Genomic DNA, 20,887 nt, shown 5'->3' on the forward strand with positions numbered 1-20,887 from the left:
TCTGACTTAGCGAATGACCAAGCCGATGTCAGGCTGGGAACACGCCTGTCGACAGGTAGCGGTCGCCGCGATCGCAGACAACGAACACGATGGTCGCGTTCTCGACCTGACGCGCCACGCGCAACGCTACTTCGCACGCGCCGGCAGCGGAAATCCCGCAAAAAATGCCTTCCACCGATGCCAGCCGCCGTGCCATTGCTTCGGACGCAGCCTGACTGACGCTTTCCGTGCGGTCCACGCGGCTTCGATCGAAAATTTTCGGCAGATAGGCTTCCGGCCACTTGCGGATGCCGGGGATGCGCGAGCCTTCTTCCGGTTGCGCCCCGACAATCTCGATATTCGCGTTCTGTTCCTTGAGATATTGCGACACGCCCATGATGGTGCCGGTCGTGCCCATGGCGGAAACGAAATGGGTGATGCGGCCTTCGGTGTCGCGCCAGAGTTCCGGGCCGGTGGTCTCGTAGTGGGCGAGTGGATTATCCGGATTCGCGAACTGGTCGAGGATGATGCCCTTGCCGTCGCGCTGCATTTGCTCGGCGAGATCGCGGGCGTATTCCATACCGCCGGTGACCGGCGTCAGCACGATTTGCGCGCCGTAGGCGGCCATGCTTTGGCGACGTTCGATCGACAGGTCTTCCGGCATGAGAAGCACCATTTTGTAGCCGCGAATGGCGGCGGCCATGGCGAGTGCGATACCGGTGTTGCCGCTGGTCGATTCGATCAGCGTGTCGCCAGGCTTGATGCGGCCGCGCTCCTCCGCCTTCTTGATCATCGAGAGTGCCGGGCGGTCCTTCACTGAACCCGCCGGGTTGTTACCCTCGAGCTTGCCGAGGATCACGTTGTTGCGGCTGCGGATTTCGTCGTCCGGGATGCGGACCAGTTGCACCAGCGGCGTATTGCCAATGGTGTCTTCGATAGTCTTGTAAGCCATAGCGGTCGTGGGGTTGCTGCGGTCGATGAGCTATTGATTGTAGCCTAGGGGGGGTTCGTTCGCACTTGAGGGGTTTTGGCTGGGTGGGGGTGGGTCTGGGGGCAGTGCCGGGGTGGTGCTTTCAGGGTTAGTGGTCGGGGTCAGTGCCGGGGTGGTCGGTTCTGGGGTTAGCGGTCGGGGTCAATGCCGGGTTGGTGCTTTCAGCGTTAGCAGTCTGCGAGAGTTGGATTTTCTCTTTATCACTATTAGCCACTGTGCGTGGCGGCACGTCATTTCTTTGTCCAAAGCGACAAAGAAACGAAGCAAAGAAAACGCTTTCAACCACGCTACCCTAAGTGTCCACAGCGTGCAGTTTCTATTCATAGGTGCCCCAAAAGCACGGTGCTCGCCAGAGCCACCGATGTGTGAACCCCTCCTTCTCGCGAATCCTGACACGAACACGCTTCGCCCCGTACGCTCTCGGGCAAGCACCATTGCTAAGGAATCCAAACGGCCTCACACGTATTTACGGTCGCGGTTTTTTGGTGGGTTGACTCCCCGGTCTACGCGCCCATATTCACGCGTCACAGCCCGATTCGGATTTACTACTTCAGTTTTTGGTGAGTTTGCTGCACGGCCTAGACAGTTATTTTCGTTGGATACGGCCTTACGCATTTTGGAGCCCTGTTACTTGGTAGGTTGGCTGCGTGGTTAGACGTGCGTACATATTTGGAGGATGGTTATCCGCGGATAGCGCGGGGTGCTCCTTGGGCAGGTTCAATCACTGGTGGCGAAGCGTGTGGGTATCCGTGTTCGGAGAAGGAGGGGTTCACACATCCTCCGCTCTAGCGAGCACCGTGCTTTTGGGGCACCTATGAATCAAAACTGCACGCTGTGGACACTTAGGGTAGCGTGGTTTAAAAGCGCTTTCTTTGCTTCGTTTCTTTGTCGCTTTGGACAAAGAAATGACGTGCCGCCACGCACAGTGGCTAATAGTGATAAAGAGAAAATCCGACTCTCGCAGACCGCTAACACTGAAAGCAGCAACCCGGCATTGACCCCGACCGCTAACCCCAGAACCGACCAACCCGGCACTAACCCCGACCGTAAACCCTAACGCCCAAACCCAGCCCACCCAAAACCCCGAGTGCGAACGAAAATCCATGGCGCATCAGGTCGACCGGCGCGCCGACCGATGCGCCGCATGGCATTACTTCTTGACGACAACTGCGCCAGCAGCCGGCTTAGCACCGGCAACCGCCACCGGCGTCCCACCCGGCCCAATGGTCAACCCTTCGGCCTGCAAGCGCTCAACCGTCTTGCCACCCATGCCCTTGACGCGTTTGCTCAACTCGGCCGCGTCTTTAAACGGACCATGTGCCTCACGCTCGTCGAGAATGGCTTTCGCCTTGGCCGGCCCAATACCCTTGATGCCGCGTAACGCATCGGAATTGGCGTTGTTGATATCCACGGCGGCGAACGCCGAACCAATCGATACAGCCAGCGTGAACGCCGCGAGAAGTTTCTTGATCATGTGAGTCTCCCTTGAAAACCGGTCCGCGATGATCGCTGACCGGGAGACCCAGTGTAAGAAAACGGCTGGTGCTTTTACAGCTGACCGAACAGCCAACGCACGTATCTGTTGACACCTTCCTGAACCGTCAGGAACGCTGCGTCATACCCAGCCTCGCGCAACTTCGACTGATCGGCCTGAGTGAAGCACTGGTACTTGCCGCGCAACGCGTCGGGAAACGGAATGTACTCAATCAAGCCACGCTGCACCAACTCCGACAGAGACAACGGTGCTTCGCCGTCAATTGCGCGCAACGAGTTCACCACCGTCGACGCAATGTCGTTGAACGGCTGCGCGCGCCCCGTCCCAAGGTTGAAAATACCCGACGTCTCCGGATGATCGAAGAAGTGCAGATTGACCTTCGTCACATCTTCAACGGACACGAAATCGCGCGTCTGCTCGCCCGCACCATACCCGTTGTATTCGCCGAACAGCTTGACCTTGCCCTCGGCGCGGAACTGGTTGAAGTTATGGAACGCAACAGACGCCATGCGTCCCTTGTGATTCTCGCGCTGCCCGTACACGTTGAAATAGCGGAACCCAGCAATCTGGGTACGCGCTTTCGGCAAGATCTGGCGCACGATCTGATCGAAGAGAAATTTCGAATAGCCGTACACGTTCAACGGCTTTTCGACATCCCGACGTTCCACAAATTCGCTCGATCCGCCATACACCGCCGCCGACGATGCATACAGGAACTGCACGCCCTGCTCCAGGCACGTGTCCAGCACGTCACGGCTATAGCGGAAGTTGTTGTCCATCATGTAGCGGCCGTCGGTTTCCATCGTGTCCGAACACGCGCCTTCATGGAAAATCGCCCTGACCTTGCCGAAATCACCGCGTTTAAAGCGTGCGACGAATTCGGTCTTGTCGAGGTAATCGTCGACTTCGCAATCGACCAGGTTCTTGAACTTGTCGGCGCGCGTGAGGTTGTCGACGGCGATCACACGCTGTTCGCCACGCTCGTTGAGCGCCTTCACGATGTTGCTGCCGATAAACCCGGCCGCGCCGGTAACAATAATTGTCATGGTGATGTCAGGGCGAAAAGTTCGTTGTAGTCAACGGTCGCCGTACCCAGCTTCCCGACGACAATTCCCGCCGCACGGTTGGCGTAAGCGATACAGTCGACCAGCGGCACACCCGCACCCAGCATAGTTGCAACGGTTGCAATGACCGTGTCGCCGGCACCCGAAACATCATACACTTCGCGCGCATCGGCCTGCGTGTGGACCACCTGGCCGGCGGTGAAAAGCGTCATGCCCTCCTCCGATCGCGTCAGCAGCAACGCACCGAGATCAAGCGATTCGCGCAGCGCCGTGACACGTGCAAGCAAATCTTCTTCCGAGCTCCAGCGCCCAATCACTTCGCGCAACTCCGCGCGGTTCGGCGTGATCAGCGTGGCGCCGCGATACCGATCCCAATCGTCGCCCTTCGGATCGACCAGCACCGGTTTGCCGGCCCGCTTCGCGTCCGCGATCATTTGCGTCACATGCGTCAGGCCGCCCTTCGCGTAATCCGACATCAGGATCACATCATGTTGCGGCAAGAGCGTCCCGAACCGGGCCAGGCATGCGCTCAGGACTTCGTGAGTCGGCGTATTTTCGAAGTCGACCCGCAACAGTTGTTGCTGCCGCGACAACACGCGAAGCTTGATGGTGGTGAGCAATTCGGGGTCGCGCTCGAGGAACGCAGTGACCCGGCTCTCGCCCAGCAATTCCACAATGCGTTCGCCCGGCTCATCATGCCCGACCACGCACAACAGGCCCGCCTGCGCGCCCAGCGCGGCCGCATTGCGCGCCACGTTCGCCGCGCCGCCAAGCCGGTCTTCCTGGCGCTGCACATGCACGACGGGCACGGGCGCTTCCGGGGAGATGCGGTTCACATCGCCGAACCAGTAGCGGTCGAGCATCACGTCGCCGACCACCAGCACACGTGCCGCCGCAATGCGCGCACGCGGAACCGGTGGAACAGGAGCGTGTGCAGCGATTGCAGGCACCGCTGCGTCAGGCGACAGGGAGTTCGACATGGGGACGTCCTATTGCAAAATAGTCGATGCCGAGTTCCGCCATCGCTTCGGGTTCGTACAGGTTGCGGCCATCGAAAATGACCGGCATTTTGAGCTCGCTCTTCAAATGCGCGAAATCCGGGCTCTTGAATTCCTTCCACTCGGTCACGATCACGAGGGCGTCCGCGCCGGGCAATGCGTCCTTTTGTGAATCGACGAAATGCAGGCGTTCGAGTTGCTGCGGTTTATCGGCGAGATCGAGCGCAAATACGCGCCGGCTTTCATCCAACGCCACGGGGTCATAAGCGCGAACCGTCGCTCCGCGTTCGAGCAGCGCGCCAATCAGCCGGCGGCTCGACGCCTCGCGCATGTCGTCGGTATTCGGCTTGAACGCCAGGCCCCACACGGCAAACGTGCGGCCGCGCAAGTCTTCACCCATGCGCTTCGTGATCTTGCCGACAAGCACTTCCTTTTGCAGATCGTTCACTTCTTCCACGGCTTCCAGAATCCGCAACCGATGCCCGTTCTCACGCGCCGTCTGCGCCAACGCCTGCACGTCCTTCGGGAAACACGAACCGCCGTAGCCACAACCGGCATACAGGAAGTGGTACCCGATACGCGGGTCCGAGCCAATACCGCGACGCACCGCTTCGATATCCGCACCCACGGCATCGGCGAGATTCGACAAATCGTTCATGAACGAGATACGCGTGGCGAGCATGGCGTTCGCCGCGTACTTCGTGAATTCGGCCGAACGCACGTCCATATAGAGCGTGCGATCGTGGTTGCGGTTGAACGGCCCATAGAGGCGCTTGATCTTCTCGCGGGCGATCTGGCCGGCTTCGTCGTCATCTACGCCAAGTACGATGCGGTCGGGACGCATGAAGTCGTCAACAGCCGCCCCTTCCTTCAGGAACTCCGGATTCGATAGAACCGAAAAGCCGTTCTTCCCCGTCGGCTGAATTCCGCGCGCCTTCAGTTCCTGCTCGACTACGTTGCGCACGTGCTGGGCTGTGCCGACCGGGACCGTCGATTTATCGACGATCACCTTGAAGCCGTTTGCATAACGCCCGATGTTGCGCGCGGCCTCGAGCACGTACTGCAAGTCGGCGGAACCATCCTCGTCCGGCGGCGTTCCCACCGCGATGAACTGGATCTCGCCGTGCTCGACGCTTTCCTGGATATTCGTGGAAAAACGGATGCGGCCGGCAGCACGCGTACGTTTCAGTATCTCGTGCAAACCCGGTTCGTGAATCGGCACGCCGCCGTTATTGAGGATGTCGATCTTGCGTGCATCGACGTCCAGGCACAGCACGTCGTTGCCAATTTCAGCGAGGCAGGCGCCGGTCACTAGTCCGACGTAGCCCGACCCGATGATGGATATTTTCATAAGCGTTCCGGAGAGACCGGTAATTGTCGAAGGATCAGGCTAAAACAGCCGCGGAGTCCGATCGTGTCAAAGGTTGTGCGTCCTGAGCGGGCCGGGCCACGCGGGCCGCGGTCAGTCCGTGGATTGCGCAATCCGCGTTCAGACGGATGCGGTGATCGGCTCGACGCGGCGTGGCGCATAGGTTTCCCAGCCGCTACAGCCAGGACATTGCCAGTAAAAAAGACGCGCGCGGAAACCGCAATTCTGGCACGTGTAGCGCGGCAGGTTCTTGGTCCGCTGCTTCACGAGCGTGCGCATCAGTTCGAGTTCGCTGCGACGCGGTTCCTCGGCCGTAGCGACTTGCGCTTCCAGCAGCCGCGTCATGCCGGCGACATTCGGCGATGTCTGCATCTGGTGCCGCGCCAGCGCGTGGGCCGCCTCCATTCCGCGCAATTGCGCGACGTGCTTGAACGCCACGTCCAGCAGATCGTTCGATGGGTAACGATTCACGTAGTCGACCAGCAAATCGACGCCTTCAGCCGTACGGCCGAGTTGTTCGTAAGCCTGGACCAGTTTTTCGGCCACCAGGGGCAGATAAGCCGCATTCTGCTCTTCCACGCGACGCCAGCACACGATGGCCGCTTCCAGATCGCCACCGGCGGCATCCACGTCGCCCACCAGAATGGTCGCGCGCACATTCTCGGGATTGGCCGCGAGCGCGAGCTTCAGTTCCGCGCGGGCGTCTGCCGGATTCTTGCGCTGCAGCGCTTCTTGCGCGAGTTCGCAATGGAACTGGGCGACTTCCTTTTCAAGGGTCGCCGCGCCCATTTCCTGGATCCGGCCGGCGGTTGCGATCGACTTGTTCCAGTCTTTCTCGATCTCGTAGATAGTCAGCAACGCCCGTTGCGCGCCGAGCGCATATTCGCCCGCTTCGAGCGACCGGAACGTTTCCTCGGCGCGATCCAGCAGACCCGCCTTCAGGAAATCCTGGCCGAGTTCGAACAGCGCGTGATCGCGTTCGGCGACTGGCAGATCAGCGCGGCTCAGCAGGTTTTGATGCACGCGAATGGCCCGGTCCGTCTCACCGCGGCGGCGAAACAGGTTACCGAGCGCAAAGTGCAATTCGATGGTTTCAGGATCGAGCTTCGCAACTTCGATAAAGGCGTCGATGGCCTTGTCGTGTTGTTCGTTCAGCAGGAAATTGAGGCCGCGAAAATACGAGCGCGGCAGATTCGCGTTTTCGGACAGCAGCGTTTTCAGGTCATAGCGCGATGCCATCCAGCCGAGAGCGAACGCGACCGGAATGACAAGCAGCCACCAGAAGTCTAGATCCATGCGAATTCTTGGAAAGGGTTAAGGACCAGCGCAGAATGCCGGAAATGGGCACCCACCGCGGGGCCAGGCAACGCGCGACCCGTCAAATCAGCGGCGGCATAGGCGGTTCCATCGGTACGACGGGGGCATCGCGCGCCACGCGCAGTTCGCGTTTGAGCCGGGCATTTTCCATCCGCAGGCGAAACAACGACGGCAGCGACGAGAGCAGTCCAGCAACCAGGCCGACGACAAAAAACGCCAGGCCGATCAGGATCAGCGGCGCCTGCCAGAAATAGCCGGCGAGAAAATTGAGCGTCGCGCTCTGCGTATTGGCCAACGCCAGCACGAGCAGGAGCACGAAAACCAGTACACGGATCAGCCAAACAAAAAATTTCATAAGGGTCTCTTTGGCGGCAATAGCGGAACGACGCAGGACGCAACGCGGGCGGCGGGTACAACACCGACATCCACGAGGGACGCAAAGCGCGGGCCACGCTGTCCTTGATCATTGGCGTCCGGTATTGTAATTGAAGCGTATGAGGCAATGCGCAACGGCTTGGACGATAGGCCGATCAGCAGGACGTTTGCGGGGGTTTACTGTCTTATGATGACGCGAAAAGAGACAGTGACGAACGAGCGTGCAGAAAGGTAACGCCGTTGGCGTGCGTCCGGCCAGGGCATAAAAAAAGCACCCTCGCGGGTGCTTTTTTCGGTCATTTGCCTCTGGCTGAGAGCGGCTTGATACGGGATGAACTCGGACGCCGCTTAAACATCGTCGTCTTCGTCACTATCCGGTCCGTTCAACTGTTTCAGCGGCTCGCCCGCGCGACCGTCTACCCGTTCGCGCAACTCCTTGCCGGGCTTGAAGTGCGGTACGAATTTCTCCGGTACCTCCACCTTCTCCCCCGACTTGGGATTGCGTCCAACGCGTGATGGACGACGATTGAGGCCGAAACTGCCGAAGCCGCGAATTTCGATGCGATGGCCATTGGCCAAAGCATCCGACATCGCATCGAGCATCGTCTTCACCGCGAAATCCGCATCTTTAAGAACAAGTTGCGGAAATCGCAGCGCCAGTTGGGCGACCAATTCCGATTTGGTCATGCTGCAGCAATACCTTGCGGCTTAGCCGTTCTGGCCGTCGAGCTTGGCTTTCAACAGCGCGCCAAGGTTCGTCGTGCCGGTTGCAGCCGTGCTTGAGTCAGCCGAAGCCAGACCACGGATTGCTTCCTGCTGTTCAGCCGAATCCTTGGCCTTGATCGACAGGTTGATGCCACGCGACTTGCGATCGATGTTGATGATCATTGCGTTGACCTTGTCGCCTTCCTTCAGCACGTTGCGAGCATCTTCCACGCGGTCCTGAGCGATTTCCGACGCGCGCAGATAACCTTCCACGTCCGCCGTCAACGTCACGACTGCACCCTTCGCGTCAACCGACTTGACCACGCCGTCAACCGTCGCGCCCTTGTCGTTCATTGCCACGAAGTTGCTGAACGGATCGCCTTCGAGTTGCTTGATACCCAGCGAAATACGTTCCTTCTCGACATCGATGCCCAGAACGATAGCCTGGACTTCGTCGCCCTTCTTGTACTTGCGAACCGCTTCTTCGCCCGTTTCGCTCCACGACAGGTCCGAGAGGTGAACCAGACCGTCGATGCCGCCCGGCAGACCGATGAACACGCCGAAGTCGGTGATCGACTTGATGGCGCCTTCCAGCTTGTCGCCCTTCTTGAAGTTGCGGCTGAAGTCGTCCCACGGGTTCGGCTTGCACTGCTTCATGCCGAGGCTGATACGGCGGCGGTCTTCGTCGATTTCGAGAACCATGACTTCGACTTCGTCGCCAAGTTGCACAACCTTCGACGGTGCAACGTTCTTGTTCGTCCAGTCCATTTCCGACACGTGAACCAGGCCTTCGATGCCCGATTCCACTTCGACGAATGCGCCGTAGTCGGTGATGTTCGTAACCTTACCGAACAGGCGCGTGCCCGACGGGTAACGGCGGGAAATGCCTTCCCACGGGTCGTCGCCGAGTTGCTTGATACCCAGCGAAACGCGGTTCTTCTCTTGGTCGAACTTGAGGATCTTTGCAGTCACTTCCTGGCCAACCGACAGCACTTCGCTCGGGTGACGCACACGACGCCATGCGATGTCCGTGATGTGCAGCAGGCCGTCGATACCGCCGAGGTCCACGAATGCGCCGTAGTCCGTGATGTTCTTGACCACGCCTTCCACGATCGCGCCTTCCTTCAGCGTTTCGAGCAGCTTTGCGCGCTCTTCACCTTGGGTAGCTTCGATCACAGCGCGGCGCGACAACACGACGTTGTTACGCTTGCGGTCAAGCTTGATCACGCGGAATTCGAGGGTCTTGCCTTCGTACGGGGTCGTGTCCTTGACCGGACGCGTGTCAACCAGCGAACCCGGCAGGAACGCGCGGATACCGTTGACCATCACGGTCATGCCGCCCTTGACCTTGCCCGTGATAGTGCCGGTCACGAGTTCGTTGTTGTCCAGCGCTTTTTCCAGCGACAGCCACGAAGCCAGACGCTTCGCCTTGTCGCGCGACAGGATTGTGTCGCCATAACCATTTTCCAGGGCGTCGATAGCCACGGAAACAAAGTCGCCCGCCTGCACTTCTACCTCGCCCGCGTCATTCAGGAACTCTTCGAGCGGGATGTAGGCTTCGGACTTGAGACCAGCGTTGACAACCACGAAATTGTGGTCGACGCGCACGACTTCGGCGGAAATAACTTCACCCGCACGCATGTCCTGCTTGGTCAACGACTCTTCGAACAGAGCCGCAAAAGATTCGGTAATCGGGGTAGATGTTTGCAGGTCGGACATAAAAATCTATAGTTGCGCAGCTGCTTCGCGATGCCTGCCCGAACTGTTCGGGCCGATGGCAAAAAAGGCGAACGCCACACGGGGTTGAGGGGTTAAAACACGCTCCATGTTTCTCATGGAGCTCCAAAGCAAAGCCTTCGAAATGTCGGCTTTTTCCAACAATTGCAACGAACTACACATGAATCGCATTAAACCAACCGATGATCTGATCGACCGCCTGGTCGATGGATAGCCCGGAGGTGTCCAGCGTCTTCGCGTCCACTGCAGGCTTGAGCGGCGCGGCTACACGATTACTGTCCCGTGCGTCCCGCTCGCGCAAATCTCGCAGCAAGTCTTCCATATTAGCAGAAAAGCCTTTTTGTATCAATTGCTTATGCCGCCGCGCGGCCCGCGCTTCAACGCTGGCCGTGAGAAACACCTTGAGCGTTGCATCGGGAAAAATGACGGTGCCCATGTCACGGCCGTCGGCCACCAGCCCCGGAAGCTTGCGGAACGCCCGCTGGCGCGCAATCAGCGCTGTCCTAACCTGGCCGTGAACCGCAATCGCTGACGCGCGGTTGCCGATTTCCTCGGCACGAATTTCCGTCGATACATCCACGCCGTCGAGTTGGGCGCAGCCCTCCCGGAACGTGATGTGGAGTTCCGCGACGAGTTCAGCGAGCGCGTCGCCATCCTCGGGATCGATGTTGTAGCGCGCGCTCGCGAGCGCGGTGAGCCGGTACAGCGCGCCGCTATCGAGTAAATGGAAGCCTAGCGTGGCGGCAACCAGCGCGGCGACCGTGCCTTTGCCCGAAGCCGTCGGGCCGTCGATGGTGATAACCGGAGTCTGGTGAAATGGACGAATGTGTTTCATCGGAGACGTCCGGATCGGCGGGCGGCTGCGCGCGGGGTCGGGGCTTGCACCGCTGTGTTTATATTAGTCATGGTCATCAGGCCTTCGCGAGCTTGGCGAATTGCTCGAAGTAATCCGGGAAGGTCTTGCCGACGCATTTCGGATCATTGATGCGCACCGGCACGCCCCCAAGGCTCACGAGCGAAAAACACATGGCCATGCGGTGATCGTCATAAGTGTCGATAGCGGCATTCGGCGTCAACGCGGCCGGCGGCGTGACGACCAGGTAATCCGTGCCCTCCTCGACCGTCGCGCCGACTTTGCGCAGCTCGGTCGCCATCGCGGCAATCCGGTCCGTTTCCTTCACGCGCCAGCTCGCGATGTTACGCAGCGTGGTCGTGCCGGTCGCGAACAGCGCGGCGACGGCAATGGTCATGGCGGCATCGGGGATCAGGTTGAAATCCATGTCGATGGCCATCAGCTTGCCGTCGTCGGATTCCACGCCGCGCACTTCGATCCAGTCATCGCCCAGCATGACGTTCGCGCCCATGCGAATCAGCGCATCGGCGAAATTCACGTCGCCCTGAATGCTCGCGCGGCCCACGCCCTCCACGCGCAGCGGACCACCGCCCAGCGCGCCGGCCGCGAGAAAATACGACGCGGACGACGCATCGCCTTCCACTGCGATCGTTCCCGGCGACGCATAGCGCGCGCCGGCCGGCAGCGTAAAACTCTTCCAGCCATCGCGTTCGACGGTCAGGCCGAAACGCTCCATCAGCTTGATCGTGATATCGATATACGGCTTCGAAATCAGCTCGCCATCCACTTCCACGACAATCGGACCGCGCGTGTTCTGCGCCAACGGCAAGCTCATCAGCAACGCGGTCAGGAACTGGCTGGAGACGTCGCCACGCACGCGGATCGGTTGATCGACGGCAATGTCGGCCGGATGAATCCGCAGCGGCGGAAAACCATCGTTCGCTTCGTAATCGATCTTCGCGCCAATCTGACGCAGACCATCGACAAGATCGCCGATCGGCCGTTCGTGCATGCGCGGCACGCCATGCACGCGATATTCACCGCCGTTCAACGCTAACGCGGCGGTGAGCGGACGCACTGCCGTGCCCGCATTGCCGAGAAAAAGCTCCGCCGATTTCACCGGAAAACGGCCGCCAGTGCCTTTCACGACACAGCGTTCGCCATCGTTTTGCACCTCGACGCCCAATGTATTGAGCGCCGCGAGCATCACGCGGGTGTCATCGGAATCGAGCAGGTTCGTGATCACCGTTTCGCCCTCAGCCAGCGCGGCGAGCAGCAGGACGCGGTTTGAAATGCTCTTCGATCCGGGCAGCCGGACCGTGCCGGACGCACGCGAAAAAGGTCCGAGATCGAGGTGTTCCATGGTTAAGTCCAGTTAGTCAGGTCCAGCTAGCTATTGTGCGGATTATTGTGCGGAATCGTCGGCGGCTTTGATCGCGCCGCCATGTTGCCAAACGGTCCGCGCCGTGCGCGAGCGTTCGAAGGCAGCTTCGAGCGCGGCGCCGTCGGAGGTGTCGATAGCCTGGCGAAAACGCGCCAGGACGTTGGTATAAGCATCGATTTCGCTCAGCAGCGCCGCCCGGTTCGCGATGCATATGTCGCGCCACATTTCCGGACTTGACGCCGCGATCCGCGTGAAATCGCGGAACCCGCCGGCGGCGAACGAAAACTTGAGCGCTGCATCCGGCGCTTGCAGAATCATCTCGACCAGCGCGAACGACAACACGTGCGGCAAATGGCTCACCGACGCGAGCACGCTATCGTGCTGCTCGGCCGTCATTCGATGCACGATTGCGCCGGTCGCGAGCCACATATCGGCAACGCGCTCCACGACTTCCGGCGAGTTCTCCGGCAACGGACACAGCACGACGTTACGATCAACGTAGAGATCAGGAATGGCGGCATCGGGACCACTTGATTCCCGGCCGGCGATCGGATGGCCCGGCACAAATTGCGCAACGCGCTCGCCCAGCGCTGCACGCGCGGCCACAACAACGTCATTTTTTGTGCTGCCGGCATCGGTCACGATGGTGCTGGCGTCCAGAAACGGGGCAATCCGCCGCAGCAGCGGCTCGGTTTGTGCAACCGGCGCGGCGACCAGCACTAAGTCGGCGCCACGCAACGCGAGTTCGAGCGCGCGGTCGTCGTCGAGAAACACGGCCGAATCGATTACGCCAAGTTCCCGCGCACGCTCGACGGTCTTGATCGAGCGCCCGACGCCCACGACTTCACCCGTCGCGCCAGCCCGTTCGCGCAAAGCGCGCGCGAGTGAGCCGCCGATCAGGCCGACACCAAAAATGACGATTTTATTGAAAGAGAACGCGGCCACGAGACATCGATGAAAACGCGCCTTTCGGCGCGAGGGTGAACAATCGGAACAATCCGTGCATTTCTAGAAAATAGAAACGCATGGCCGAAACAGAAACAATCAGGCAGTTGCCGCCAACGACTTTTCGAGCGCCGCGATAAACGCGTCGTTCTCTTCCGGCAAGCCGATCGTGACACGCAGCCACGGCAACAAACCGTAGTTGGCGACTGGCCGCACGATCACGCCTTGCTTGAGCAACGAGAGATTCACGCGCTGCCCGGCGGCGTCGTCGTTTCCTACGCGCACCATCACGAAGTTGCCATCGGACGGGACATATTCCAGGCCGAGTTTGTCGAAGGCTTCCGTCAGCCGACGATACCCCGCCGCGTTAATCTCGGCGCTCTTCGCCAGGAACCCGGTGTCCTTCAACGCGGCGATCGCGGCGGCTTGCGCCAGCGAATTCACGTTGAACGGCTGGCGCAGGCGATTCAGCAGATCGGTTTGCTCCGGTTGCGCAATGGCGAAACCCACGCGCAGTCCAGCCAGCCCGAACGCCTTTGAAAACGTCCGCGACACGAGCAGATTCGGATAACGACGCACCCATTCGATGGAATCGTAGCGCTTGCTCTTCGACAGGTATTCCGTGTACGCCTCGTCCAGCACGATCGCCACGTGACGCGGCACGCGTGCAATGAACGCCTCAAGCGTCCGACCGTCGATAAACGTACCCGTCGGATTGTTCGGATTCGCAACGAACACGAGACGCGTGTCGTCGGCAATGGCAGCGAGCATCGCTTCAAGATCGTGACCGTACTTCACGGCCGGCACGACGATCGCACGCGCGCCCAGACCCTGCGTGGCCAGCGCATACACCGCGAACGAGTATTGCGCGTAGACAATCGACTGTCCCTTCTCGACGAACGCATGCGCGGCGATTTCGAGGATGTCATTGCTGCCGTTGCCGAGCGTGATCCATTCCGGCGGCACGCCGTAACGTTCGCTCAACGCGGCCTTCAGGTCGAAACCGTTCGCGTCCGGATAACGGCCGAGTTCCTGCATGGCTTGCGCCATCGCGAGCTTCGCCGACTCGGGCATGCCGAGCGGATTTTCATTCGACGCGAGCTTCACGATGTCCGCTTCGTTCAGTCCGAATTCACGCGCCACTTCCGAGATCGGCTTGCCGGCAATATAAGGCGCGATCGCGCGCACGTAGGAAGGGCCGAATTGCGATGTCATGTTTTCTCCAGCGGTTTTAAAGGGCTCAACGAGCGCGCGGGTACGAGCCGAGGATCTTGAAGAACTCGGCCTTTTCGCCCAGTTCCTTGAGCGCGGCGGCGACCGCTGCGTCCTCGCGATGTCCTTCCACGTCGATATAAAAGTAGTATTCCCACGTGCCGACGCGCGCTGGACGCGACTCGAAACGGGTCATCGATACCCCGTGACGTGCCAACGGTTCCAGCAATTTCAGCAACGCGCCCGGCTCGTTCGCCACCGACACGATCAATGACGTCTGGTCATACCCGCTTACGCCTGTACGTTCCTTGCCAATCATCACGAAGCGCGTGCGGTTGTGCGGGTCGTCCTGGATCAGCGCGCTGACCACGCCGAGTCCGTAATGCGTGGCCGCACGGTCCCCCGCGATAGCCGCGATACTCGGGTCACCCACCGCCAGCCGCGCCGCTTCCGCATTACTTGATACCGCCTGGCGCGCAAGCGTGGGCACATTCGCCGTCAGCCAGTGCTGGCATTGCGCGAGCGCTTGCGGATGCGCGAACACGCGCGTCACGCCATTGAGCGTGCCGGACGCCGTCAACAGGTTGTGGTGAATCGGCAGGGCCAATTCGCCGCTGATCACGAGCGACGTTTGCAGCAACAGATCGAGCGTGCGCGAAACCGCGCCTTCCGCTGAGTTCTCAACCGGCACCACGCCGAATTCGGCCGCGCCGGCTTCGACCGAGCGAAACACTTCGTCGATGGAAGGGCACGGCAGACCTTCGATGGAATGTCCGAAATACTCGACCATCGCCTGCTCGCTGTAGGTCCCGACCGGGCCGAGATAAGCCGCGCGCAGCGTCTTTTCGAGCGCACGGCTCGCGGCCATGATCTCGCGCCAGATCGAGCTGATGTGATCGTCGGCGAGTGGCCCTTCGCTCATTTCCTGGAGCCGCGCGATTACCTGCATCTCGCGCTCGGGGCGAAACACCGGCGCGTTGAAATGCTTCTTCACCTCGCCCACTTCGAGCGCGACGGCGGCGCGCTGGTTCAGGAGCGCGATGAGCTGCGCGTCGAGCGCGTCGATGCGTTCGCGCAGCGGTATGAGTCGTGAATTAAGGTCGTCGTCCATGCGTTGTATGAGATGAGTCGATCCGGCTTGGCGGGGCAAGCATCGGATGGGAGGCCAGACCTGCTTTCAGGCGCTGGCCTGCTCGAATTCCTTCATATACTCGACGAGCGTCTTCACCGCTTCGAGCGGCACCGCGTTATAGATGGACGCGCGCATGCCGCCGACCGACTTGTGGCCTTTCAGCTGCAGCAGGCCGCGCGCTTTTGCGCCGGCCAGGAATGCTTCGTTACGGGATTCGTCGGCGAGAAAGAACGGTACGTTCATCCTCGAGCGCGACTGACGCTCGACTTTGTTCAGATAGAAACTGCTGGCGTCGATAGTGTCGTACAGCAGCGTCGATTTTTCGATGCTGCGTGCTTCCATGGCTTCCAGGCCGCCCTGCTTTTTCAGCCACTTGAACACCAGGCCGGCGATGTAGATAGCGTAGGTGGGCGGCGTGTTGTACATGGAATTGTTCGCGGCGACGGTCTTCCATTCGAACGCCGACGGACAGATGGCCAGCGCGCGGTCGAGCAGATCCTCGCGCACGATCACGACCGTCACGCCCGCCATGCCGATGTTCTTCTGCGCGCCGCCGAACAGCACGCCGTATTTCGCGATGTCCATCGGGCGGGACAGAATGTGCGACGAAGCATCCGCGACCAGCGGCACCGAACCGAGATCAGGAATCTCAAAGGTCTCGACGCCGTCGATTGTCTCGTTCGTGCAGATATGGACGTAGGCCGGATCGTCGGAAAGATGCCATTCGGCGATCTTCGGCACATGGGTGAAACCCTGCTCCGTCTTGCCATTGGCAGCAATGTGCGGCGTGCCGTACTTCTGCGCTTCCTTGAACGATTTCTGCGACCACGAACCGGTCACGACAAAATCCGCGGTTTTCCGCGCGCCCAGCATGTTCAGCGGAACGATCGCGTTCTCACCTATGCCGCCGCCCTGCAGGAACAGGATCCTGTGCGATGCGGGCACTTTCAGCAGGTCGCGGAGATCGGTCAGCGCAGCTTCATGGATCGACATGAACTCAGCGCCGCGATGGCTCATTTCCATCACGCTCATGCCGCTACCGTGCCAATCGAGCATTTCGTCGGCAGCTTGACGGAGTACTTCTTCAGGCATTGCTGCAGGACCAGCGGAGAAATTGAAGACGCGCATCTGATAAACACCCCGAAAAACCGGACGCAATAAAGAGGACGCCAGCGAGGGAAACGCCAGCGAGAAACAGCTGAATAACGTCTAAACCCCGCCACGAAAAACAAATGGCTGTTTGCGTCTGAACGCAAACAGCCATTATCGCACCGTCCCATAAACCCGCCAAACTACAGCCGCCCGGGCGGCAGCGGGTTTTGGCAGCCTGGCCTTACTTGGCCGGCTTGACAGCAGCCACTTCCTTGTCCGCTTGCGTGCGGGTGGCCTTGATCGATTGCGGCATGTACTTCTGCATCAGACCGTTCACCACGTCACGACCAACCTGGTCCTGAACCTGGATGAACTTGCGACCCGTCGGGCTCTTGTAGAACGACGTCAGGTCTTTGATTTCAGCCGTCGTGTAGTACTTCGCGTATGCGTCGTACTGTGCCTGCATGGCGTCCTGACGGAACGAGTCGGTCGCGAAGACCTGACCTGCCGAATCAACCAGCTTCGGTACCGTGTCCTTCTGGAGCTGAGGAACAGCGGCTTGCTTCTGCTTGTCGTTCAGGGTCTTGTTTTCGCTCAAAGCGTCGGACAGGATGGCCGGAACCAGTTGCTTCGACTGCATTTGTGCGCTGTTACCAATGGCGCCGACGAGCTTTTGCGCGTCGATTGCGTCCAGCAGGTCCTTGATCGCAGCTTGCTTCGCCGGATCCGGTGCCGCTGTGGCTGCGTCTGCAGCCGGCGTCGTCGCTTGGCTCTGGAGCGATTGAGCCGATGCGAAAGCCGGTACCAAAGCAGCCAGCAACATCCATTGTTTAAACTGTTTTTGCATCATTACTCCCTTAAAAAATTTTGCTTTCATCGCGGCGCGACTCGGCATTTGCTCAAGTCGCGCAGCTTATCCATTCAAGCTTTCAGAAACAGAACAGGCAGAACAGGCAGAACAGGCGCTGGTTGCGAACATTCGGTCAGGACGTGCCGTCCTCATCGCCTTCCGGCGTGTCGTCCGGCGTATCGCCAACGTCAGCGTCATCCGCTGCATCGGTCGAATCATCAGCCGCAACGCTGGCCGATGGTTCGCCGGCCTCGCCTGCATCACCTTCCAGATCGGCGTCGAGTTCGACTGCCACTTCCGCCTCGGCGATATGCTGCAAGCCGGACAGCTTCGTGCCGTCGTCAAGACTGATGAGTGTAACACCTTGGGTTGCACGGCCCATTTCACGGATCTCCGACACCCGCGTGCGAATCAGCACACCGGTATTGGTGATCAGCATGATCTCGCTTTCCGGCTCGACGAGCGTTGCGGCGACCACCTTGCCGTTACGTTCCGACGTCTGGATAGCGATCATTCCCTTCGTGCCGCGGCCGTGACGGGTGTATTCGTCGATCGGCGTACGCTTGCCGAAACCGTTCTCGGTCGCGGTCAGTACCGACTGGTTTTCACCGCCGGCGACGAGCAACGCGATGACCTGCTGCCCTTCTTCCAGTTGCATGCCGCGCACGCCACGCGCTTCGCGGCCCATTGCACGAACGTCGTTTTCGTCGAAACGCACCGCCTTGCCCGAATCCGAGAACAGCATCACGTCATGCTGACCGTCCGTAATGGCCGCACCGATCAGGAAATCGCCGTCGTCAAGACCGACCGCGATGATGCCCTTGCGCAGCGGCCGGCTGAATGCCTCCAGCGGCGTCTTCTTGACCGTACCCAGCGAGGTCGCCATGAAGACGTATTTATCGGCGGAGAATTCCTTGATCGGCAGCACGACGTTGATCTTCTCGCCGTCCTGCAACGGGAACATGTTCACAATCGGCCGGCCACGCGAATTCCGCGAACCCTGCGGCACTTCGTAGACCTTGATCCAGTAAACACGGCCACGGTTCGAGAAACACAGCATGTGGTCGTGCGTGTTCGCGATGAAGAGCGTGTCGATCCAGTCGTCTTCCTTCATCTGCGTGGCCTGCTTGCCGCGGCCGCCACGCTTTTGCGCCCGGTATTCGGACAATGGCTGCGACTTGACGTAGCCGGTGTGCGACATGGTCACGACCATTTCCTGCGGCGTGATCAGGTCTTCGGTATTCAGTTCGGTCGCGTTCAGTTCGATGCGCGAACGGCGGTCATCGCCGAATTCAGCACGAATGGACGTCAATTCCTCGACGATGATCGCGCGAATCCGTTCCGGGCGCGCCAGGATGTCGAGCAAATCGGCGATTTGCGCCATCACTTCCTTGTACTCGCCGACAATCTTGTCCTGCTCGAGCCCGGTCAGGCGTTGCAGGCGCATTTGCAGAATTTCCTGCGCCTGAACGTCGGACAGCTTGTACATCCCGTCGGCCTGCATGCCGTACGCCGGATTCAAGCCTTCCGGCCGATACGCCTGACGCCCGCCCGATTCCTCGGTTTCCGCGCGCGACAGCATTTCGCGCACGATTTCCGAGTCCCAGGCGTTGTTCATCAAGTCCTGCTTCGCGATCGGCGGAGTCGGCGCGGCCTTGATGATGCGGATGAATTCGTCGATATTCGCCAGCGCTACCGCCAGGCCTTCCAGCACGTGGCCACGATCCCGCGCCTTGCGCAGCTCGTATACAGTGCGCCGCGTCAGCACTTCCCGCCGATGCGACAGGAAACACTCCAGCATCTGCTTCAGGTTCAGCAGGCGCGGCTGGCCGTCGACCAGCGCGACCATGTTGATGCCAAACGTGTCCTGGAGCTGCGTCATCTTGTACAGATTGTTCAGCACCACTTCCGGCACTTCGCCGCGCTTCAGCTCGACCACCACGCGCATGCCGCTCTTGTCGGATTCGTCGCGGATGTCCGAGATGCCTTCGATCTTCTTCTCGTTCACCAGCTCCGCAATGCGCTCGAGCAGCGTGCGCTTGTTCACCTGATACGGGATTTCGTCGACGATGATCGCCATGCGCTGGCCGCGGTCGATCTCTTCGAAGTGCGTGGTCGCGCGCATCACGACGCGTCCGCGACCCGTTCGATAGCCGTCCCTCACACCCGAGACGCCATAAATCACGCCGTACGTCGGGAAATCCGGCGCCGGAACGATTTCCATCAGTTCGTCGATGGTCGTGTCGGGGTTATTCAGCAGATGCATGCAGGCGTCGACAATTTCGCGCAGGTTATGCGGCGGAATGTTCGTTGCCATGCCCACGGCAATGCCGGCCGAGCCATTGATCAGCAGATTGGGAATTCGAGCCGGCAGAACCAGCGGCTCGCTTTCGCTGCCGTCGTAGTTCGGGCCGAAGTCGACCGTTTCCTTGTCGATATCCGCCAGCAGCTCATGGCCGATCTTCGCCATGCGGATTTCGGTGTATCGCATGGCGGCGGCGTTGTCACCGTCGACCGAACCGAAATTGCCTTGTCCGTCGACCAGCATGTAGCGAAGCGAAAACGGCTGCGCCATCCGCACGATGGTGTCGTAGACCGACTGGTCACCATGCGGGTGATATTTACCGATGACGTCGCCCACAATACGCGCCGACTTCTTGTAGGCGCGATTCCAGTCGTTGTTCAGTTCGTGCATGGAATACAGCGCGCGGCGGTGGACTGGCTTGAGGCCGTCGCGGACATCGGGGAGCGCTCGCCCCACGATCACGCTCATCGCGTAATCGAGATATGAGCGGCGCATTTCCTCCTCAAGGGAGATTGGCAGGGTCTCTTTGGCGAATTGATCCATTTATCCGTGTCTTGAACTGTGCGGCGCCGGCGCGGAGTAAAAGCCTCTTTTGCGGCGTTTTACCCGGATTCACCGTCGTTTAGCATCGGCATTGCGAACGCAACGCATCACGCGATTCTAACATGCGCGACATCCGCTCCCGGAGCACATGCGTATACATAGAGTCGGGACAGCACGGATTCGGAAATTCAGGGACACAACAGCGTGACGAGAGACCGGACGGGACAGCACGGACTGGCGCGGGCCGATAACCAGCATGGCATCAGCATGAAAGCGCATGACGCGGGCCCACGAAGCAAACGGTAGCGAAAGCTTACAAATTGCCGCACGCAACAAAGTGAAAACGTCAGACTAACCCGCTATCATTCGGCCTCACGGGTTTTGACGCCGCCAATTACCGCGCGAAAAACCGTCGAAAAAAATGTATTGATGTTTTGGGAAAAAGTTCCGGGGTGGCACGCATTGTGCGCATGTTCGGCACGTATCAAACCCTGCGATTCCCATGTCCTGTCTTGTTGCGCATGCACCACATAAGGTTGCG

The 20,887-nt window shown here is 59.9% G+C and carries 17 protein-coding genes; all 17 read right to left on the reverse strand.

Annotated elements, in window-relative coordinates; genetic code table 11:
• Nucleotides 1-28 precede the first annotated feature (28 nt).
• Nucleotides 29-931, reverse strand: a complete 903-nt coding sequence (cysM, locus tag ACSQ8V_RS13795) for a cysteine synthase CysM (RefSeq protein WP_213769051.1) — start codon at nt 929-931, stop codon at nt 29-31.
• Nucleotides 932-2,120: 1,189 nt separating this feature from the next.
• Nucleotides 2,121-2,444 (reverse strand): ComEA family DNA-binding protein, encoded by a 324-nt coding sequence (locus ACSQ8V_RS13800; protein ID WP_213768309.1) that lies wholly within the window; start codon nt 2,442-2,444, stop codon nt 2,121-2,123.
• 74 nt (nt 2,445-2,518) lie between these two features.
• The gene (rfaD, locus tag ACSQ8V_RS13805; protein ID WP_436206037.1) at nt 2,519-3,511 is read right to left on the reverse strand and encodes an ADP-glyceromanno-heptose 6-epimerase; all 993 of its coding nucleotides are present in this window, start codon (nt 3,509-3,511) and stop codon (nt 2,519-2,521) included.
• Nucleotides 3,508-4,509 (reverse strand): D-glycero-beta-D-manno-heptose-7-phosphate kinase, encoded by a 1,002-nt coding sequence (gene rfaE1, locus ACSQ8V_RS13810; RefSeq protein ID WP_436206038.1) that lies wholly within the window; start codon nt 4,507-4,509, stop codon nt 3,508-3,510. Before rfaE1 ends, rfaD begins: the two co-directional genes overlap by 4 nt.
• Nucleotides 4,487-5,878 carry a UDP-glucose dehydrogenase family protein gene (locus ACSQ8V_RS13815; protein ID WP_436206039.1) on the reverse strand — a complete coding sequence of 464 codons (1,392 nt, stop codon included), beginning with the start codon at nt 5,876-5,878 and terminating at the stop codon, nt 4,487-4,489. The genes rfaE1 and ACSQ8V_RS13815 overlap by 23 nt, the downstream gene beginning before the upstream one ends.
• Before the next feature lie 138 nt (nt 5,879-6,016).
• Nucleotides 6,017-7,192, reverse strand: a complete 1,176-nt coding sequence (lapB, locus tag ACSQ8V_RS13820) for a lipopolysaccharide assembly protein LapB (protein WP_436206040.1) — start codon at nt 7,190-7,192, stop codon at nt 6,017-6,019.
• Between the two features lie 82 nt (nt 7,193-7,274).
• On the reverse strand, nt 7,275-7,568 hold the full coding sequence (locus tag ACSQ8V_RS13825) for a LapA family protein (RefSeq protein ID WP_213768313.1): 294 nt from the start codon (nt 7,566-7,568) through the stop codon (nt 7,275-7,277).
• A 368-nt stretch (nt 7,569-7,936) separates the two neighbouring features.
• Nucleotides 7,937-8,275 carry an integration host factor subunit beta gene (locus tag ACSQ8V_RS13830; RefSeq protein ID WP_213768314.1) on the reverse strand — a complete coding sequence of 113 codons (339 nt, stop codon included), beginning with the start codon at nt 8,273-8,275 and terminating at the stop codon, nt 7,937-7,939.
• A 21-nt stretch (nt 8,276-8,296) separates the two neighbouring features.
• A complete protein-coding gene (gene rpsA, locus ACSQ8V_RS13835) occupies nt 8,297-10,012 on the reverse strand; it encodes a 30S ribosomal protein S1 (protein ID WP_031361047.1) in 1,716 nt (571 codons plus the stop codon).
• Between the two features lie 172 nt (nt 10,013-10,184).
• Nucleotides 10,185-10,865 (reverse strand): (d)CMP kinase, encoded by a 681-nt coding sequence (gene cmk, locus ACSQ8V_RS13840; protein ID WP_213768315.1) that lies wholly within the window; start codon nt 10,863-10,865, stop codon nt 10,185-10,187.
• Nucleotides 10,866-10,941: 76 nt separating this feature from the next.
• Nucleotides 10,942-12,246 (reverse strand): 3-phosphoshikimate 1-carboxyvinyltransferase, encoded by a 1,305-nt coding sequence (gene aroA / locus ACSQ8V_RS13845; protein ID WP_436206041.1) that lies wholly within the window; start codon nt 12,244-12,246, stop codon nt 10,942-10,944.
• 42 nt (nt 12,247-12,288) lie between these two features.
• Complete coding sequence (locus ACSQ8V_RS13850) at nt 12,289-13,212, reverse strand: prephenate dehydrogenase (RefSeq protein WP_436206042.1); 924 nt, start codon at nt 13,210-13,212, stop codon at nt 12,289-12,291.
• A gap of 99 nt (nt 13,213-13,311) precedes the next feature.
• Entirely contained in the window at nt 13,312-14,427 is a 1,116-nt protein-coding gene (hisC, locus tag ACSQ8V_RS13855; protein ID WP_436206043.1) for a histidinol-phosphate transaminase, read from the reverse strand.
• A 25-nt stretch (nt 14,428-14,452) separates the two neighbouring features.
• A complete protein-coding gene (gene pheA / locus ACSQ8V_RS13860; protein WP_213768317.1) occupies nt 14,453-15,535 on the reverse strand; it encodes a prephenate dehydratase in 1,083 nt (360 codons plus the stop codon).
• Nucleotides 15,536-15,601: 66 nt separating this feature from the next.
• Complete coding sequence (gene serC, locus ACSQ8V_RS13865; RefSeq protein ID WP_436206044.1) at nt 15,602-16,684, reverse strand: 3-phosphoserine/phosphohydroxythreonine transaminase; 1,083 nt, start codon at nt 16,682-16,684, stop codon at nt 15,602-15,604.
• A gap of 205 nt (nt 16,685-16,889) precedes the next feature.
• Nucleotides 16,890-17,495, reverse strand: a complete 606-nt coding sequence (locus ACSQ8V_RS13870; RefSeq protein ID WP_213768319.1) for a DUF2059 domain-containing protein — start codon at nt 17,493-17,495, stop codon at nt 16,890-16,892.
• A 136-nt stretch (nt 17,496-17,631) separates the two neighbouring features.
• Nucleotides 17,632-20,346, reverse strand: coding sequence for a DNA gyrase subunit A (gene gyrA / locus ACSQ8V_RS13875; RefSeq protein WP_213768320.1), 2,715 nt, complete (start codon nt 20,344-20,346; stop codon nt 17,632-17,634).
• Nucleotides 20,347-20,887: the final 541 nt, after the last annotated feature.

Source organism: Caballeronia sp. LjRoot31, assembly GCF_964253885.1.
Lineage (GTDB): Bacteria > Pseudomonadota > Gammaproteobacteria > Burkholderiales > Burkholderiaceae > Caballeronia.

Bases quoted from the DNA above. Each gene is read 5' to 3' on its own strand.
- ACSQ8V_RS13815 (WP_436206039.1), bottom strand. From the start codon at position 5,878: ATGAAAATATCCATCATCGGGTCGGGCTACGTCGGACTAGTGACCGGC.
- rfaE1 (WP_436206038.1), bottom strand. From the start codon at position 4,509: ATGTCGAACTCCCTGTCGCCTGACGCAGCGGTGCCTGCAATCGCTGCA.
- ACSQ8V_RS13870 (WP_213768319.1), bottom strand. From the start codon at position 17,495: ATGCAAAAACAGTTTAAACAATGGATGTTGCTGGCTGCTTTGGTACCG.
- rpsA (WP_031361047.1), bottom strand. From the start codon at position 10,012: ATGTCCGACCTGCAAACATCTACCCCGATTACCGAATCTTTTGCGGCT.
- pheA (WP_213768317.1), bottom strand. From the start codon at position 15,535: ATGGACGACGACCTTAATTCACGACTCATACCGCTGCGCGAACGCATC.
- aroA (WP_436206041.1), bottom strand. From the start codon at position 12,246: ATGGAACACCTCGATCTCGGACCTTTTTCGCGTGCGTCCGGCACGGTC.
- cmk (WP_213768315.1), bottom strand. From the start codon at position 10,865: ATGAAACACATTCGTCCATTTCACCAGACTCCGGTTATCACCATCGAC.
- ACSQ8V_RS13825 (WP_213768313.1), bottom strand. From the start codon at position 7,568: ATGAAATTTTTTGTTTGGCTGATCCGTGTACTGGTTTTCGTGCTCCTG.
- serC (WP_436206044.1), bottom strand. From the start codon at position 16,684: ATGCGCGTCTTCAATTTCTCCGCTGGTCCTGCAGCAATGCCTGAAGAA.
- rfaD (WP_436206037.1), bottom strand. From the start codon at position 3,511: ATGACAATTATTGTTACCGGCGCGGCCGGGTTTATCGGCAGCAACATC.
- cysM (WP_213769051.1), bottom strand. From the start codon at position 931: ATGGCTTACAAGACTATCGAAGACACCATTGGCAATACGCCGCTGGTG.
- ACSQ8V_RS13830 (WP_213768314.1), bottom strand. From the start codon at position 8,275: ATGACCAAATCGGAATTGGTCGCCCAACTGGCGCTGCGATTTCCGCAA.
- hisC (WP_436206043.1), bottom strand. From the start codon at position 14,427: ATGACATCGCAATTCGGCCCTTCCTACGTGCGCGCGATCGCGCCTTAT.
- gyrA (WP_213768320.1), bottom strand. From the start codon at position 20,346: ATGGATCAATTCGCCAAAGAGACCCTGCCAATCTCCCTTGAGGAGGAA.
- ACSQ8V_RS13800 (WP_213768309.1), bottom strand. From the start codon at position 2,444: ATGATCAAGAAACTTCTCGCGGCGTTCACGCTGGCTGTATCGATTGGT.
- lapB (WP_436206040.1), bottom strand. From the start codon at position 7,192: ATGGATCTAGACTTCTGGTGGCTGCTTGTCATTCCGGTCGCGTTCGCT.